Annotated in this window: 16 protein-coding genes; 9 read left to right on the top strand and 7 right to left on the bottom strand. The window is 69.7% G+C overall.

Annotated features, from left to right (window positions below; all coding sequences use genetic code 11):
• Positions 1-1,050: aspartate--tRNA ligase (gene aspS / locus ACRDSQ_RS17950; RefSeq protein WP_431422631.1), on the bottom strand; the 1,050-nt coding region annotated here is incomplete at its 3' end.
• Between the two features lie 547 nt (positions 1,051-1,597).
• Between aspS and ACRDSQ_RS17945 the strand changes: the two genes are divergently transcribed.
• Entirely contained in the window at positions 1,598-2,389 is a 792-nt protein-coding gene (locus ACRDSQ_RS17945) for a hypothetical protein (protein WP_431422630.1), read from the top strand.
• 63 nt (positions 2,390-2,452) lie between these two features.
• Here the strand turns inward: ACRDSQ_RS17945 and ACRDSQ_RS17940 are convergent, their stop codons facing one another.
• On the bottom strand, positions 2,453-3,097 hold the full coding sequence (locus ACRDSQ_RS17940) for a hypothetical protein (protein WP_431422628.1): 645 nt from the start codon (positions 3,095-3,097) through the stop codon (positions 2,453-2,455).
• Positions 3,098-3,253: 156 nt separating this feature from the next.
• Positions 3,254-5,164, bottom strand: a complete 1,911-nt coding sequence (locus tag ACRDSQ_RS17935; RefSeq protein ID WP_431422626.1) for an intein-containing Rv2578c family radical SAM protein — start codon at positions 5,162-5,164, stop codon at positions 3,254-3,256.
• 131 nt (positions 5,165-5,295) lie between these two features.
• Here ACRDSQ_RS17935 and ACRDSQ_RS17930 point away from each other — a divergent pair, with 131 nt between their 5' ends.
• The 5 genes from ACRDSQ_RS17930 to ACRDSQ_RS17910 are packed head-to-tail and all read left to right on the top strand — an operon-like array spanning position 5,296 to position 10,128.
• Complete coding sequence (locus ACRDSQ_RS17930; RefSeq protein ID WP_431422625.1) at positions 5,296-6,726, top strand: fatty acid desaturase; 1,431 nt, start codon at positions 5,296-5,298, stop codon at positions 6,724-6,726.
• Positions 6,726-6,917, top strand: coding sequence for a ferredoxin (locus ACRDSQ_RS17925; RefSeq protein ID WP_431422624.1), 192 nt, complete (start codon positions 6,726-6,728; stop codon positions 6,915-6,917). Before ACRDSQ_RS17930 ends, ACRDSQ_RS17925 begins: the two co-directional genes overlap by 1 nt.
• A gap of 3 nt (positions 6,918-6,920) precedes the next feature.
• Positions 6,921-8,135: an NAD(P)/FAD-dependent oxidoreductase gene (locus ACRDSQ_RS17920; protein ID WP_431422623.1), complete on the top strand. Its 1,215-nt coding sequence runs from the start codon at positions 6,921-6,923 to the stop codon at positions 8,133-8,135.
• Position 8,136: 1 nt separating this feature from the next.
• Positions 8,137-8,739, top strand: a complete 603-nt coding sequence (locus tag ACRDSQ_RS17915) for a TetR family transcriptional regulator (RefSeq protein WP_431422622.1) — start codon at positions 8,137-8,139, stop codon at positions 8,737-8,739.
• A 36-nt stretch (positions 8,740-8,775) separates the two neighbouring features.
• Positions 8,776-10,128 (top strand): YibE/F family protein, encoded by a 1,353-nt coding sequence (locus tag ACRDSQ_RS17910; RefSeq protein WP_431422621.1) that lies wholly within the window; start codon positions 8,776-8,778, stop codon positions 10,126-10,128.
• A 183-nt stretch (positions 10,129-10,311) separates the two neighbouring features.
• On the opposite strand, the gene ACRDSQ_RS17905 is transcribed toward ACRDSQ_RS17910, so the two are convergent.
• Complete coding sequence (locus ACRDSQ_RS17905; RefSeq protein ID WP_431422619.1) at positions 10,312-10,953, bottom strand: hypothetical protein; 642 nt, start codon at positions 10,951-10,953, stop codon at positions 10,312-10,314.
• 2 nt (positions 10,954-10,955) lie between these two features.
• Positions 10,956-11,666: an MBL fold metallo-hydrolase gene (locus ACRDSQ_RS17900; RefSeq protein ID WP_431422618.1), complete on the bottom strand. Its 711-nt coding sequence runs from the start codon at positions 11,664-11,666 to the stop codon at positions 10,956-10,958.
• 129 nt (positions 11,667-11,795) lie between these two features.
• On the opposite strand from ACRDSQ_RS17900, the gene ACRDSQ_RS17895 reads away from it, so the two are divergent.
• From ACRDSQ_RS17895 to ACRDSQ_RS17885, 3 genes are all read left to right on the top strand, one after another.
• A complete protein-coding gene (locus ACRDSQ_RS17895; RefSeq protein ID WP_431422617.1) occupies positions 11,796-12,677 on the top strand; it encodes a peptidylprolyl isomerase in 882 nt (293 codons plus the stop codon).
• A gap of 2 nt (positions 12,678-12,679) precedes the next feature.
• Positions 12,680-13,426 carry a peptidylprolyl isomerase gene (locus tag ACRDSQ_RS17890; RefSeq protein WP_431422615.1) on the top strand — a complete coding sequence of 249 codons (747 nt, stop codon included), beginning with the start codon at positions 12,680-12,682 and terminating at the stop codon, positions 13,424-13,426.
• Between the two features lie 371 nt (positions 13,427-13,797).
• A complete protein-coding gene (locus tag ACRDSQ_RS17885; RefSeq protein ID WP_431422614.1) occupies positions 13,798-14,478 on the top strand; it encodes a helix-turn-helix domain-containing protein in 681 nt (226 codons plus the stop codon).
• Here the strand turns inward: ACRDSQ_RS17885 and ACRDSQ_RS17880 are convergent.
• Positions 14,441-15,316, bottom strand: a complete 876-nt coding sequence (locus tag ACRDSQ_RS17880; protein ID WP_431422612.1) for a hypothetical protein — start codon at positions 15,314-15,316, stop codon at positions 14,441-14,443. The two genes, ACRDSQ_RS17885 and ACRDSQ_RS17880, sit on opposite strands and share 38 nt — an antisense overlap.
• A gap of 63 nt (positions 15,317-15,379) precedes the next feature.
• A partial coding sequence (locus ACRDSQ_RS17875; protein WP_431422610.1) for a RelA/SpoT family protein occupies positions 15,380-16,618 on the bottom strand: 1,239 nt, incomplete at its 5' end.

Raw genomic sequence — 16,618 nt, 5'->3', positions numbered from 1 at the left:
ACCGACGAGCACGTACGCCAACCCCTTCGCACCGCGCTGCTTGGCCCAGTCCTGCCACGCGTCGAGCTGCTTGCGCGGCTGACCGGCTCCGCCCGGCATGACCACCGCCCCGACGTACGGCGCCTGGAAGACGCGGAAGGTGGTGTCCTGGAAGTACTCCGTGCACTCCACCAGCTCCAGCTGCACCCGCAGGTCGGGCTTGTCGCTGCCGTAACGGGCCATGGCGTCGGCGTAGGTCATGCGGTCGATCGGGGTCTTCACCTCGTGACCGACCAGCGCCCACAGAGAGGCGATGACCTCCTCCGACAGCTCGATCACGTCGTCCTGATCGACGAAGCTCATCTCGATGTCGAGCTGGGTGAACTCTGGCTGTCGGTCGGCGCGGAAGTCCTCGTCGCGGTAGCAGCGGGCGATCTGGAAGTAGCGCTCCATGCCGCCGACCATGAGCAGCTGCTTGAACAGCTGCGGGGACTGCGGCAGCGCGTACCAGGAGCCGGGGGCCAGCCGGGCCGGGACGAGGAAGTCGCGGGCGCCCTCGGGGGTGGAGCGGGTCAGCGTGGGGGTCTCGATCTCGAGGAAGTTCTCCTCGTGCAGGACCGTCCGCGCGATGCGGTTGGCCTCGCTGCGCATGCGCATCGCGCGGGCCGGGCCGCTGCGGCGCAGGTCGAGGTAGCGGTGGCGCAGGCGCACCTCTTCGCCGACGGTGACGTTGTCGTCGAGCGGGAAGGGCAGCGGGGCCGACTCGCTGAGCACCACGAACTCGGTGGCGAGGACCTCGATGGCGCCGGTCGGCAGCTCGGGGTTCTCGTTGCCCTCCGGGCGCGCGGCGACCTCGCCGACGACCTTCACGCAGAACTCCGCGCGCAGGCGGTGGGCGCGCTCGGCCATCTCGCCCTCACGGAAGACGACCTGGGCAACACCGGAGCCGTCGCGGAGATCGATGAAGATCACGCCGCCGTGATCGCGCCTGCGGGCCACCCAGCCGCTCAGGGTGATGGTCTGCCCAGCGTGCTCGGCGCGGAGTGTTCCGGCCTCGTGCGTGCGGATCACGGGTGACGCGCTCCTGTCCAGATGGTGGGACGCCGCCCATGCGAATTTTCGACCAGGGCAGCATGTGTAGAGGTCAGGCTAGCCAATGGGCGCCTGGTTCTGTCGAGCAGGTTTCCACCTGGGACTTGACTGCCTTAGCAGTCAACAGAGCGCTATGGCGCGCGACCATCGTAGTCAACCGTTCAGTGGCAGACATTGACCCATTTGGGTGCATAGCAGTGGGGCTAATAGGGCTATCTAATCACTGAAGGCAGCGAAATGGTTACCCGCGAATTAACACTGTGGCTACCCATAGGGACGCCTACGACGTACTGTGACCACCAGGGCGTAAGGGGTAACCCAGGGAGTGAACATGGGTAGCGGTATCACCCGCGAGCCAGTTCGTGAACTTCACCAGAACGGGAGTGTCCGCCATGCGATGACGGCTGAGCCGGATTCTTTGGCGGCTGACGCGTTCCCCACGGCACTGCGGTCTGCGATCCAGGCCAGCGGTCTCAGTCTGGACCGCATTCAGTACCGGCTGAGGGCGCGCGGCGTCTCGATCAGCGTGACGGCACTGAGCTACTGGCAGTCGGGAAGACGCAGGCCCGAGCGCGCCGAGTCACTCGCGGCGCTCGGCCATCTCGAAGACGTGCTGTGCGTGCCGACCGGGTCGCTTATCGCCCTGCTCGGACCGCCCCGCCCGCGCGGCAGAGTCAACCGTGAATCGTCGAGGCTGACCGTCGAGGCACTGTGGGGCAACAGCGAGCCCGTCTCGCAGCTGCTCAAGCGCATCGACTTCACGACCGACGCCGCGATGACCAAGCTCAGCCAGCACGACCGCATGGTGATCGCGGCCGACCGCGGCGAGAAGTCGATCAACATCCGCCAGGTCTTCCGCGCCGAACACGATGGCGCGGACCGGACCGTGATGGTCTACGACCTCGAACGGCCCGGCAGGCCGTTCCCGACGACCACCGCCGGTGAGAGCTGCCGACTGGGCCGATCCGCCCAGGACGCGGGCGCGGGCCTGGTCGCCGCGGAATTCCTGCTGGACCAGCCGCTGAGCCGCGGCGAGACGGCGATCGTCGAATACGAACTGAAGCACCCTGGCCCGCCGTACTCGCGCGGCGACGACAGCTACTGCCGAAAGTTCACCACGCCGGTGCGCGAGTTCGTCCTGGAACTGCGCTTCGACCCGGCGGCACTGCCCGCGTACCTCGAGCAGTACACGGTCGACAGCGATGACCAGGTGACGAACCGGCGCAAGCTGGAATGCACGCCGGACGGCAAGGCGCACACGGTGGCTTTGGACTTCGGTCCAGGGATCTTGTGTGTGCGCTGGGAGTGGCCGGACTAGGCACAGTGAGGGCGGAAAGCGGGTCGGGGCACATGCCCCGGCCCGCCATGATTCGTTGTTCGGTCAGCTCCAGGTCGCCACGTCGAGAGTGAAGACCGCCGTGCCCGACTGGCCGCGGGCGTTGGTGGCGCAGATGGTGACCGGGTAGCGCCCTGATGGGGTGTCGGGCGCGGTGAAGATCCAGACGACGGCGCGGCCGCCCTCGTAGACCACTGTGGGACTGAACGTCACGCGCGATCCCGCGGGTGCGTCCCGCACAGCTAATCGCACGGCTCCGCCGCCGGTGACGGTCACACGGGTTTGAGCGGCGAAGCCCGCTTGGGCGGTTTCATTTTCTGGGTTGAGCCACACGCGCGCGCCGCCTGGCTGTCGTTCCGGGGCGGTGATGGTCAGGGAGAAGAAACAGCCGGCCAGTTCCCCGTCGATGTTGGTTCCCGTGACGGTGACCGGGTGGATCCCGCCGGGTGTCCAGCCTCCGCAGACCAGGGTCAGCCGGGTCGATCCGCCCGCCGCCAGGAGCGGGGGCGAGAAGGTCGCCGACACACCGTCGGGCAGTCCGTGCGCGGCCATGGTGAGCGTCTGGGGGCGCCCGCCCGGTGTCGTGCCGATGACCACCGTGGCGGCGTCGTGCGCGTCCACCCGCACCGACAGGGAGTCGACGGACAAGGCGAAGTCGCCCCGGGTCACATGGGTGGGGAAGATCGACACTGGCGGGGAGTCTCCTGGGCTGGGCGGAGACCCACGATCGGGGCGGGCGGCCCGCTGAACAATCCGTACCGCGACAGGTACGGGTACGGATTCTTTGATCAACACCGGGCCGGGCGCCACCATCCGGCTGGTTCTTGTCCGATCATGGCCGGCCGATCAGAGCAGGGTCAGCTGTTCTTGAACCAACGGTGTCTCCGCCTGCGTCGGGAGGCTTCCGCGGGGCCAGGAAGGTTCGACCGGGTCTCGGCCTGCGAAGCCGTGGGCGCGCAACAGCGGGCCGACCCGCGCTCCGAGTGCGCGCCGGTAGGCGATGTCGGCGGTGCTCCGCGTTCCGTAGATACGCCGGTATAACGGCACCAGCGCCGGGTGATCACGTGTCAGCCACTTCGCGAACCATTCCTTCGCGCCTGGGCGCAGGTGTAAAGGAAGCACTGTCACGCCGGTCGCACCCGTCGCGGCGATCTCGGCGAGGAGCGCGTCGAGTTGCTCCCTGGTGTCGGTGAGCCCTGGAAGAACCGGCGCGACGAAGACCGCGCACGGGAGACCGGCGTCGATGATCCGGCGGACGAGTTCGAGCCGGGCCTGCGGAGAAGCCGTGCCGGGTTCCAGTCCTCGCTGCAGTTCGCGGTCAAGCAGGGCGATGGAGACACCGACACCGACCGGGATGTCGGAGCTGACCGCTGCGAGCAGCGGCAGGTCCCTGGACAAGACCGTGCCCTTGGTCAGGATGGAGAACGGCGTTCCCGAGTCGGCCAGCGCCCGGATGATCCCGGGCATCAGCGCGTAGCGGCCCTCGGCGCGCTGATAGGGATCGGTGTTCGTGCCCATCGCGACGTGTTCGCACGTCCAGCGCGGCGCGCGCAGTTGTTTGGCCAGGACCTCAGCGGCGTTTACCTTGACCACGATCTGGCTGTCGAAGTCGTGGCCCGCGTCGAGGTCGAGATAGGTGTGGGTCTTGCGGGCGAAGCAGTTGTGGCTGACCACGCCGTCGGCGATGAAGTCGCCGGTGCCGGTGGTGATGTCGAACAGCGGCAGGTCGATGCCCAGCGCCTGGATTTCGACTACGCCGAGGCGGGCCGCGGACTTGATGGCGGCGTCGTCGATCGTGCGTTTGGCTGAGACGGCCGGGCCGATCGTGTGGAACAGCCGCAGGTGCTCGGCCAGTCCCCCGTCGACGCGGACGCAGCAGCGGCCCTCCGGGACCCGGCGTTCCTCCACGGCGTGCTGGAAACCGAAGTGCGCCAACGTTTCGACGACCGCGGCGGCGGCCTTCGCGCCGAGGTTGCGGAAGCGGACGATCCGGTTGGCGAAGGTGCCGTCGGTGTCGAACACCCCCGCCAGGAGACCTTTGCGCCACTCGTCGGTCGGTGCGTGCGGCCACGGGACCGGCAGGCTCTGCGCCAGGTCGCCGGTGAGGTACTCCGCGACGCGGGCGTGGATCTCGGCGGCGGGCGGCGGCCCACCGTCGCCGCGGGCGATGCCGCACAAGTAGCCACGGCGGTAGTCGGCGGTGTCCTTGGGTGGCGCGGCGAAGCGGCCGGTGCCCATGAGCTTGTTGCCTGCCGTCAGGTGCGGGCGCCTGCCGGGGCCGGCGACCGTCCCGGTGACGTGCTTCCAGCCGCGTTCGGTGAGGAACCGGTGGTCGCCGCCGGCGATCAGGGTGGTGCCGTCCTCCAGCGTGACCCGGTACGCGGGTTTGACCGTGGACCAGTGGTCGCGCACCTCGGTCGGCACGTAGTGCCGGTAGCTGCCCCTCCGCTGCGTGCCGTAGACGCGGTCGCCCACGCGCAGCGCCGAGATCGGCTTGGTGGAGCCGTCGGCCATCAGGATCGGGGTGTCGCCGTGCAGGCAGTAGCTGCACGCGTGCGAACACCCGCGGTACGGGTTGACCGTCCACTGGAACGGCATCGGCGAGTCGCCCGGCACCCGGTTGAGCACGGACTTGGCCAGCACCTCGTGGAAGACCATGCCCGCGAACTCCGGCGTCCGCACGCTCCGCACCAGGCCAGGCAGGCCGGGCAGAGCCTGCTCGTCCGCGCTCCCGACCCGCTGCCCGTCCCATCGCACGGGACCTAGTCGAACACATGTTCGAACATGGTGTCAACGACCCGATCGGAGGTTTACAAAAGCGCAACCCTTGTCAAATCGGCTTTACAAAAGCTATGGTTTTGTCCAATCAGCACCGGGAGGCGAGGGCTATGAGGCCAGGACAAGACACCGGGACCGTTTCGCAGAGCTCGACCGAGACGTGGACCGACCGCAAGCGCTACCTCTGGCTGATCGGCCTGGTGGTGCCGTCGCTGGCCTTCGTCGCGATCGCGATGCACCAGCTCACGGACTGGGCCGTATGGCTGTGGCTGGGGCCGGTGGTGATCCTGGTGATCGTCCCCGCGATCGACCTCATCGCCGGTCTCGACCGGTCGAACCCGCCCGACGACGTGATCGAGGCGCTGGAGAAAGACAAGTACTACCGGTGGATCACCTACGCGTTCCTGCCGATCCAGTACGCGGGCTTCATCACCGCGTTCTACCTAATCAGCGGGGACAGCCTGTCGATGTTCGAGAAGGTCGGCCTGGCCATCTCCATCGGGTGCATCGGCGGCATCGGCATCAACACCGCGCACGAACTGGGCCACAAGAAGGAGAGCCACGAGCGCTGGCTGTCCAAGATCGCCCTGGCGCAGAGCTTCTACGGCCACTTCTACATCGAGCACAACCGCGGCCACCACGTGCGGGTCGCGACCCCGGAGGACCCGGCGAGCAGCCGGATGGGCGAGAACCTCTACCAGTTCTGGCCGCGCACGGTCCTCGGCTCGGTGAAGAGCGCGTGGCACCTGGAGAAGAAGCGCTACGCCCGCCGCGACCAGCACCCGTTCCGCCTCGGCAACGACGTGCTCAACGCCTGGTTGATGTCCGCGGTCCTGTGGGGCGCGATGATCGTCGCCTTCGGCGTGGAGATCCTGCCGTACTTGATCATCCAGGCCGTGGTCGGCTTCTCGCTGTTGGAGGTAGTGAACTACCTGGAGCACTACGGGATGCTGCGGCAGCAGGTCGGGCCGCCGGACCGCCGACGCTACGAGCGCGTCGCCCCCAGCCACAGCTGGAACTCCAACAACATCGCCACCAACGTGCTGCTCTATCACCTGCAGCGCCACAGCGACCACCACGCGAACCCGACCCGGCGCTACCAGACACTGCGTGACTTCGAGGAGTCCCCGGTCCTGCCGACCGGCTACGCGGGCATGATCGTGCTCGCCATGATCCCGCCGGTGTGGCGCCGGGTCATGGACCCGCGCGTGGTCGCCCACTTCGGCGGCGACCTCACCAAGGCGAACATCTCGCCCCGCAGGCGCGACAAGATGCTGGCGAAGTACGGCACGGCCGCCCCGGCACCGAGCGCGGAGGGGGCTGCCGACGCTGACGTGGATCAGGTCCGCACGCCGGCGAGCCTGATCCACGTCGGCCAGTGCCCGAGCTGCGGCTACGTCTACGACGAAAACGTCGGCGACCCACGCGAGGGCTTCCCCGCGGGCACGCCGTGGAGCGCGGTGCCGGACAACTGGTGCTGCCCGGACTGCGGTGTGCGGGAGAAGATCGACTTCCGGCCGGTGACGAAGGTGGGTGTGTGATGCGGATCGTGGCCGACCGAGCCCGCTGTGAGGGCCTGGGCATGTGCGAGGCGATGGCGCCGGACTTCTTCGAGGTCGGCGACGACGGAACCGTGACGGTTCTCGACGAGATCCCGGGCGAAGAGCACCGTTCGGCGGTGCTCGCCGCGGTGGACGCCTGCCCGGTCCTCGCGTTGAGCCTGGACGGCTGACCCGTGGACCTCGTCGTGGTCGGCGCCTCGCTGGCCGGGCTCCGGGCCGTGGAGTCGGCCCGCCGGGCGGGCCACACCGGGTCGATCACGCTGATCGGCGCCGAACCACACCTGCCCTATGACCGGCCGCCGCTGTCCAAGGCATTCCTGGGCGCCGACGGGCCGACGGAGATCCGGCCGTTCCGCGGCGAGGCCGAACTGCGCGACGAACTGGGCGTGCGGCTGCTGCTCGGCACGCCCGCGCAAACGCTCGACACGGTGGCCCGCGAGGTGTCGGTGGGTCGGCGGACCGTCCCCTACGACTCGGTGATCATCGCGACCGGCGCGTCCCCGCGGCCGTTCCCCGGCATGTCCGGCATCGCGGGCGTGCACCAGCTGCGCACGGCCGACGACGCCGTGGCGATCCGCGCCGCGCTCGACGGAGGCGCGCGGACGGTGGTGGTCGGCGCGGGCTTCATCGGCTCGGAGGTGGCCTCGGCGGCCCGGGCCCGCGGGCACGAGGTGACCGTCGTGGAGGCGGCCGCGCTGCCCCTGAGCCGGTCCATCGGAGTCGACGCGGGCACGGTGTGCGCGGACTTGCATCGCACGAACGGGACGGACCTGCGGTTGGGTGTCGGCGTCGCGGCCATCGAGTCGGCGGACGGCCGCGTGACCGGAGTCCGGCTGGACGACGGAACCGTGGTGGCGGCCGACCTGGTCGTGGTCGGAACCGGCGTGGCACCGGCGACCGGGTGGTTGCGCGGAAGCGGCGTGCCTCTGCACGAACGCGACGGCGGCGTGCTCTGCGACGAGACGCTGTGGACCGGTGTGCCGGGGGTTTACGCGGCGGGCGACGTCGCACACGTCCCCAACCCGCTCTTCGACGGCGACCTCATGCGGCTTGAACACTGGACCAACGCCGCGGAGCAGGGCGCGGCCGCCGCCCGGCACGCCCTCGACCCGGCCGGGGCCCGCGGGCTCATGTCAGTCCCCTATTTCTGGTCGGACTGGTACGGCCGCCGCATCCAGTTCGTCGGCACCCCGGACTGCGACGAGGTCCGTGTCGTGGACACCGATACGTTCACGGCTCTCTATCGCCGAGGAGACCGGATCGTGGGTGCGCTGACAGTTGACCGCCCGCGCGAGGTGATGAAGTTCCGCAAGCGAATCGCCGAGCGTGGCGACTGGTCGGAGGCGCTCACTTTCGCCGGTGTCGGCAAGCAGGAAAGTGCCGCCTAGCATGAACGTCGTGACGATGGCCCAGCCAACCGACGTCGCGGCCGGTGGCCCGCAGCGACAGCGCATCATCGCCACCGCGGCCGCCCTCACCACCCGCTCGGGCTGGGCGTCGGTGACGATGTCGCGGCTCGCCGACGAGGTCGGGGTGAGCCGCCAGACGGTGTACAACGAGATCGGGACCAAGCCCGCCCTGGCCAAAGCAATGGTGCTCGACGAACTGGGGCGGTTCCTCTCGGTCGTCGACAAGGCGTTCGACGAGCACCCCGAGGATCTGATCGCGGCGATCACCGCGGCGGTTCGCGGCGTCCTGGAACTGGCCGAGGGCAACACCTTGTTGCACGCCATCGTCTCCGCGACCCACGGCGCCGATACCGAACTGCTGCCGCTGCTGACCACCCACGCGGAGTCGCTGCTGAGCACCGCGAAGGCCGTCGTCGCCGACCGGATGCGCCCGTTCCGGCTGCCGTTCACCGCCTGGGAGTTCGACACCGCGATCGACACGGTCGTGCGCGTGGTGCTCAGCCACGTGATGCAGCCCTCGGGCAGCCCGGAGGAGACCGCCGCCGACATCGCCTGGATCGCCCGGCGCGTGCTGTTCCCCTGACCCGCGCCTGCCGACCAGTCCTGAGAGGATTGGGCGGTGGATGACTGGGAGACGCGGCCGATCCCGCGCGTGCGCGCGGACGACGAGCCTGCACGCGCCTCCAGGGGCAGGCATACCGCGGGCCGCGCCCACGACTCGACCGGACCGGAGGCACGCGTCCCCGGGGACCGAGACCCCGCCCGCCGCCGCCGGGCCGCCGAGGAGCCCTCCGGGCATACCGGTCACGGGCACGGCCATGGGCCCGCCACCCCGGCGTCCGCCCCCGTTCGGAAACTCCTCGCATTCCTCGTCAGCCCGTTCGCGCTGGCCGCGGTCATCGGGATGGTGCTGCTGTTCCCGACCGGCGACGGACCCCAGGGCGTCGGGTCCGGCCAGGAGCCGGTGCTGGGCACGGTGACCGCGGCGGAGGCCGGGCCGTGCCAGTTCGGCGGTGAACCGGGGGCCGAGCCGAGTCCCGACCAGTGCCTGACCGTCACGGTGAAGATGACCGACGGGCAGGCGCCGGGCAGCGAGATCCGCACGGCCGTCCCGCTGGAACCGAGTACCCCGCGCTTCGCCGTGGGCGACGACGTCGTCCTGAGCTACGGCGGCGGGGATCCGCTCAGCGGCGGCTCCTACCAACTCGTCGACTTCCAGCGCGGCACGCCACTCGCCGTCCTGGCCATCCTGTTCGCCGCCGCGGTGTTGGTCCTGGGGCGCTGGCAGGGACTCAAGGCGCTCACCGGGTTGGCGCTGACATTCGCGGTGCTGCTGCTGTTCGTGCTGCCGGCGATCCTCGGCGGGGAGAACCCGCTGCTGGTGGCGATCGCGGGTGCGGGCGTGATCATGTTCGCGGTCCTCTACCTGACCCACGGCTTCTCCGCGCGGACCACGACGGCGGTCCTGGGGACGATGGTCAGCCTGGCCCTCATCGGCGTCCTGAGCGCGGTCTTCGCGGCGGTGTCCCGGCTGACCGGCCTGGACGAGGAGACCGCCAACCTGGTGGGCGCACTCGGCACGGGCATAGACACGCGCGGGCTGCTGCTGGCGGGCATCGTGATCGGCGCCCTCGGTGTGCTCGACGATGTGACGGTCACCCAGACCAGCGCGGTGTGGGAACTGCGGGCCGCCAACCCGACTTTGACTTGGCGGGAGCTTTACGCGGCTGGTCTTCGAATCGGCCGGGACCATGTGTCGTCGGCGGTCAACACCCTGGTGATGGCTTATGCGGGCGCGGCATTGCCGGTGTTGCTGTACTCGTCGCTGTCGGACGTGAGCTTGGGCGCGCTGCTGGGCTCGCAGTCGATCGCACAGGAGATCGTGCGGACGCTGGTGGGCAGCATCGGGTTGGTGGCCGCAGTTCCGGTCACGACCGCACTGGCCGCGTTGGTGGCGGTCCGGGAAGACTGAGGACCCGCCCTCACGAACGAGGAGGGCCACCACCCGCCCACCGAAACGCGACGGGCGGACCAAGAACGGCCCTCATAAGCATCGACCGGCACACGCCAAACGCAAGGGGCACAACAGATCGGCCTGTTTGGGCGATTCGCCTTGATTCGACCTGACGTTTCCTCTTCAGGCACCGACGGCGAACTAAGGCAGCTTCGCCACAAACCGCGTGATCGCGTCCGTGCGCAACCGCTGAGCCAACTTCCCCTGCGGCGCAACCGAAGCAAGCTGAAACAGCGGGCGCTCCGGCGCCGCCTCGCCCCGAGCCTCCGCCCGCAGCTGCGCCACAAGCAGTTGCGAGAACACCAATCCGCTCGTGTTCTCACTCCCGGCGAGCGCGTCCGCCAACCGCCGCAATGCGAGGATGCCGAGTTCCCGGCCGCCCGTGCCCGAGTACGCCGCGAGCGCGATGTTGATGGACTTTCCCTTGGCGCCAACCAGAAGCCCCACCGTCCGCACACCGCGCACGTCGGTCACCAGCAGGTCGAGACGGTCCACGACGCGCAGGTCGACTACCTTGCTGCCGATCGTCTCCGCCACCACGCGGGTGCCCTGCAGCCAGATCCGCCTGCGGGCGGTCATCCAGGTCAGCAGGGCAAGCGTTCCGGCGACCACGGCCGCGGTGATCAGCCCAGGGGTCTGCCCGAAGATCAGGCCGACGACACCGCCCACAGCCGCGCCGAACAGCAGGGCGACCGCGACGGTCACGCAGCCTCGGCGGCGGGACGGGTCGGCCAGGGTGAGGGGGATCCGCTCCGGCTCGGCCGGAGGCTGGGGTTCGGTCATCGTCAGATGCCCCGGCCGCGGCCGCGGTGCGCCGACGCGGGGTCGGTCAGGTCGATCATGCCGGTGAGGAACGGGTTGCTGACCCGTTCGCGGCCGATCGTCGTCGTCGGCCCGTGGCCCGGGAGGACCACCGTCTCGTCGTCGAGCGTCAGGATCTTCGTGCGCAGCGACGCCGTCATCCGGTCCATCGAGCCGCCGGGGAGGTCGGTGCGGCCGATCGACCCCGCGAAGAGGGTGTCGCCCGCGAACAGCAGCAGGCCGCCCTCGTCGGTGGCCGAGCGGAACGTCACCGAGCCCTCGGTGTGGCCGGGGGTGTGGTCGACGGTCATCTTCAGGCCCGCGAGGTCGAGTTCGACCCCGTCGGTCATCTCCTTGACCTCGCGCGGCTCGCGCATCTGCAGGCCGCCGAAGAAGGCCGCCGCCTCGCGGCTCATGCCGCGCATCGGGTCGGTGAGCATGTAGCGGTCGTCCGGGTGGATCCAGGCGGGCACGTCGTTGCCGTCGCAGACCGGGGTGACCGAGTAGGTGTGGTCGAGGTGCCCGTGGGTCAGCAGCACCGCCACTGGTGAGAGCCGGTGCTTGCGCAGCGCCTCCGCGATCGGCTCCTCAGCGTCCTGACCAGGGTCGATGATCACACACTGGCCGCCCTCCTCGGGTGCGACGAGGAAGCAGTTGGCCTGGAAGGCCCCAGTCGGAAAGCCGACGACAAGCACGGTGGACCTCCGGTCGGCGGATTCTTGGCAGGTTCTCAGCCTATCTGGCCGTACCACCACACGGTTCTTACCGGGGGTCCCCATAGACTGCGCGCCTGCCAGGAACGTGTAGGTCAGGGAGGGTGCCAGGTGCCGACTAACGAGCAGCGCCGAGAGGCGGCCAAGCGCAAGCTGGAACGTCAGCTGGCGAACAGGGCCGAGCGCGCGCGCAAGCGCCGGATATTCGGTGTGGTGGGCACCGTGGTGGCCGTCGTGGCCGTCGTGGGACTTGTCTATTGGCTCGCCAACCGCAGTGACGACCCGGTGACCCCGGCGGACGCCTCCACCTCGCCGAGCGCCGACGCCGAAGCACCGGTGGACACCCCGGCCAACATCCCGACCGAGCTCGCGCCCGCGCCCAAGCGGCCGCAGGCGCTGCCGGCGAAGGTCACCTGCGAGTACCCGGCCGAGGCGGGCAAGCCCGCGGCGAAGCCCGCGCAGGCGCCGCCCACGGCCGACATCTCGGCTGAGGGCACGGTCGTGGCCACCGCGAACATCGCGGGCGGCGACGTCAAGCTGACCCTGGACCGCGCCCTGGCGCCGTGCACTGTCAACAGCTTCGCGAGCCTGGCCAAGCAGGGCTACTTCAACAACACCCGCTGCCACCGCCTCACCACCAGCGACGGCCTGCAGGTCCTGCAGTGCGGCGACCCGTCGGCCAGCGGCAGCGGCGGCCCCGGCTACAGCTTCGACGACGAGGTCTTCCCCGAGGTGAAGTACGGCCGCGGCATCCTCGCCATGGCCAACGCGGGCAAGAACCCGGAGACGAACAAGGGCACCAACGGCAGCCAGTTCTTCATCGTCTACGGCACCGCCGAACTGCCCCCGAACTACAGCGCCTTCGGCACGATCGACGCCGAGAGCCTGAAGAAGATCGACGAGATCGCCAAGGCGGGCACGACCCGCAAGGGCTCGCCGGGCGACGGCTCGCCGAAGAACCCGGTCACTATCAGCACGGTGACGGTGGCCTGAGGATGAACCGCACCACCGCGACCGGGCTGCTCCTCGCCTGCCTGACCCTGACCGCCTGCGGGTCGGGTGTGTCGGGCAGCCCGGTCGGGGTTGAGTCGGCCCCGACCAACACGACCGAGGCCGGCGCATCCTCGGCCACCAACGCCGGGACCGCGTGCCGGTACAAGACCAGCACCGGCCAGCCCGCACCAGAGGGCCGCGACGTCGGCAAGCCCGCCGAACGGGCGGAAGACAAGCCCGCCACGGTGACGCTGACGACCAACCTGGGCGCGGTCGCTATCGAGCTGGCCACCGACACGGCCCCGTGCACCACGCGCAGCATCGTGCACCTGGCCACCAAGAAGTACTTCGACGACACCCCCTGCCACCGGCTCACCGCCGCCGACAGCCTGTCGGTCCTGCAGTGCGGCGACCCGACCGGGCAGGGCACCGGCGGGCCGGGCTACACGGTGCAGGACGAGAACCCGGGCACCCTGAAGCCATCCGGCGTCGGCGAGACCGTGGTCTATCCACGTGGGACGGTCGCGATGGCCAACACCGGCCGCCCGAACAGCGGCGGAAGCCAGTTCTTCCTGGTCTACCGCGACTCGATGCTCCCGCCGACCTACGCGGTCGTGGGCACCATCGACGACGCGGGCCTCGGGGTGCTGGACAAGATCGCCGCGGGCGGCATCACGCCGCAGATGGGCGAGCAGGACGGCGCACCGACCGTGCCGGTCAAGATCCAGAAGGCCACGGTGGCGGGCTAGCGCCGACCGCTGGGAGCAGTACCTCTACGAGCAGGACTCGGCCGAACAGCCGGCAGCGTGGGCGATCAGCCTCCGCTATTTCCGGTTCTGCCGAGCCTTCGGCGGCCACGCGGGCGACGGCGACCAGCTCAAGTTCACGCTCGCGGTCGACTCTCGGGACGACCTGGAAACGATCCTCGCCGCGCTCGACATCCCGCTGTGCGGCTTGCCGGCGGAAAGCGTTCGCCTGGGTCCACCGCGGCCATCGCACCTCACGTGATCGACCCGCCAGGGCACGACCACCACTGCATCTGCCCAACGCACTACCCGCAAATCTGGGCGCGCTGACAGCGTCATATCCGACTGTCATACCCCACTGTCACACTCGGTGTATGACCTACCGTGAGTGGCCCGTCAACCGCCCAGGCATCGCCTGTCTGTGGTCGCGGACCCGCGCGGAGGCGGGCGCCCAGCGGGTCGTGCCCGACGGGTGTGCCGACGTCATCTGGCAGCGGGAGACCGGCAGGCTCTTCGTCGCGGGACCGGACACCAAGGCGCAGATCGGCACCTCGGAACCCGGGTCCATGGTCGGGCTGCGGTTCCAACCCGGAGCCGTCGCCTTGGGCGTGCCCGCCGACGCGTTGCGCGACGAACGGATCGACCTCGACGCCTTCCGCCCCGACGGCCGGGAGTTGTCCGAACGGCTTGGTGCGGCCGAGGATCCCCATCAGGTGTTGCTCGAAGCGTTCCCCGCCCACGTCGACCCGGTGATCGGCCAGATCCGGGAACTGGCCGCACGCACGGGATCAGTGCGGGCCATCGCGGACACGGTCGGGCTCGGGGAACGTCAACTCCGCCGACGCAGCCTCGCCGCCTTCGGATACGGGCCCAAAGTCCTGCACCGCGTCCTGCGCTTCGATCGGGCTGTGCGCCGCGCCAGGGCGGGCCTGCCGTTCGCCGATGTCGCCTACCGGGAGGGCTACACCGACCAGGCGCATCTGGCCCGCGAGGTGAAGGCACTCGCCGGGACAACACTCACCGCGTTGACCGGCCAAAGGTCTCCAACGTCCTGAGTGCGTTCACCGTCAGCACCCCGGCCCACTCGAACTCCGTCACCGGCGTCCAGATGGCCCACTTCGGCCGCCAGCCGCCGTCCTCGTGCTGCGCCATCACCAGGGCGTCCAGGCTCACCTCAAGCTCGGCGGTGGTGAACCAACGGGCCGCGAGACTGTCCGGCGTCGACGCGTAGTCGTGCGGGTCGTGCAGCTCTCCCTCGGCGAAGCCGGGCGGGACTGTCCCGGTGCCGCCGAGCCGCACTAGTCCGCTGTCCCGGACCATCGTCCCGACGTGTTCGGCCGCCTTCTTCGCGCGAGCCCGGTCCGGGGCGTGGTCCAGGAACTCCACGCAGGCGAGCGCCTCATACGGGTGCGTCGCCGTCAGGGCCTCGATGCGCGGCCAGCAGAATTCGGCTGCCCGGTCGACCCACGGGTGCTCGACTCCAGCGCGCCACAAGGCGCCGACGAGGTTGGCGGTGGGCAGCAGCGAGCCCGCATAGGTTTCCGGGACCTCCCACCACGGCGCCCTCGGGTAGTCGCGGGCATTGGGGTGGACGAACGGGACCCCGCCGTCCTGGGCGCTGATGGACTCCAAGTACTCGGCGACGCCGTCGGGTGCGGCACCGACCTCATGCAGGATGCTCAACGCCGACAGCACGGTCACCGGCTGGCTTCCCGGCCCCCGCCCGTCCGGCTCCAGCGCGTTGCCGTAGCCGCCGTCGGAGTTGCGGTACGCCTCCAGCGCGGTGAGGACGGCCGACGCGTCACCGGCGCCGAACAGGAACTCGAACCGCCTGCGGTCGAGCAGCCGGGCGTTGAGCAGGATGAACTTCTCGGCACGGTCGAAAGTAGTCACCGAGCCAACGTAACTCCGTGCGCGCGTCCGGTCTTGTACGAAACGGACACCTCTAGGACGCCTCTAGGACGCTGAGGTCACCCGGTAGACGTCGTAGACACCCTCGATGCTGCGGACGGCCTTGAGCACGTGCCCGAGGTGCTTCGGGTCGCCCATCTCGAACGAGAAGCGCGACACCGCCACCCGGTCACGCGACGTCGTCACCGAGGCGGAGAGGATGTTGACCTTCTCGTCGGCCAGCACCTTCGTCACGTCCGACAGCAGCCGGTGCCGGTCGAGGGCCTCGACCTGGATGGCGACGAGGAACACCGACGACTCCGACGGCGCCCACTCGACCTCGAGCAGCCGCTCCGGGGAGCCCAGCAGGTCGTCGGCGTTCGTGCAGTCCGTCCGGTGGACGCTGACGCCGCCACCGCGGGTCACGAAGCCCAGGATGTCGTCGCCGGGCACCGGGGTGCAGCAGCGGGCCAACTTGACCCACACGTCGCTGGCGTCCTTGACCAGCACGCCCGCGTCGCCCGAGCTGCGGCGCCGGGTGATCGTGGACGGTGTCGCGCGCTCGGCCAGCTCCTCCTCGGCGTGCTCGACACCGCCAAGCAGGGCCACGAGCCGCTGCACGACGTGGCGGGCTGAGGTGTGGCCCTCCCCCACCGCCGCGTACAGGGCGCTGACCTCGGGATAGCGCAGCTCGCGGGCCAGGGCGTTCACCGATTCGGCCGACACGAGCCGCTGCATGGGCAGGCCGACCCGGCGCACCTCCTTGGTGATCGCGTCCTTGCCTGCCTCGATCGCCTCTTCCTTGCGCTCCTTGGCGAACCACTGCTTGATCTTCGCCCGCGCCCGCGGCGACCCGGCGAAGGCCAGCCAGTCCCGCGACGGTCCGGCGCCCTCGGCCTTCGAGGTGAAGATCTCGATGACCTCGCCGTTCTCCAGCTTCCGCTCGAGCGCGACGAGCCTGCCGTTGACCCGCGCGCCGATGCAGCGGTGGCCGACCTCGGTGTGCACGGCGTAGGCGAAGTCGACCGGCGTGGACCCGGCGGGCAGCGTGACGACGTCGCCCTTCGGGGTGAAGACGAAGATCTCGCGGGCCGCCAGGTCGTAGCGCAGCGAGTCGAGGAACTCGCCCGGGTCGGCGGCCTCCCGCTGCCAGTCGAGTAGCTGACGCATCCAGGCCATGTCGTCGATCTCGGCGGCGGCATGCGAATGCGGAACACCGTTGCGGCCCTTGGTTTCTTTGTAACGCCAGTGCGCCGCGATGCCGAATTCGGCGGTGTTGTGCATGTCGTTGGTGCGGATCTGCAC

The sequence above is a fragment of the Actinokineospora sp. genome (assembly GCF_050699995.1).
Taxonomy (GTDB): Bacteria; Actinomycetota; Actinomycetes; order Mycobacteriales; family Pseudonocardiaceae; genus Actinokineospora.
The sequence above is the reverse complement of the archived record's forward strand: the minus strand, read 5'-3'. Positions and strand labels throughout refer to the sequence as shown.

Coding starts and splice junctions, on each gene's coding strand:
- ACRDSQ_RS17905 (WP_431422619.1), bottom strand. CDS start 10,953: ATGACCGAACCCCAGCCTCCGGCCGAGCCGGAGCGGATCCCCCTCACC.
- ACRDSQ_RS17925 (WP_431422624.1), top strand. CDS start 6,726: ATGCGGATCGTGGCCGACCGAGCCCGCTGTGAGGGCCTGGGCATGTGC.
- ACRDSQ_RS17890 (WP_431422615.1), top strand. CDS start 12,680: ATGAACCGCACCACCGCGACCGGGCTGCTCCTCGCCTGCCTGACCCTG.
- ACRDSQ_RS17930 (WP_431422625.1), top strand. CDS start 5,296: ATGAGGCCAGGACAAGACACCGGGACCGTTTCGCAGAGCTCGACCGAG.
- ACRDSQ_RS17885 (WP_431422614.1), top strand. CDS start 13,798: ATGACCTACCGTGAGTGGCCCGTCAACCGCCCAGGCATCGCCTGTCTG.
- ACRDSQ_RS17915 (WP_431422622.1), top strand. CDS start 8,137: ATGAACGTCGTGACGATGGCCCAGCCAACCGACGTCGCGGCCGGTGGC.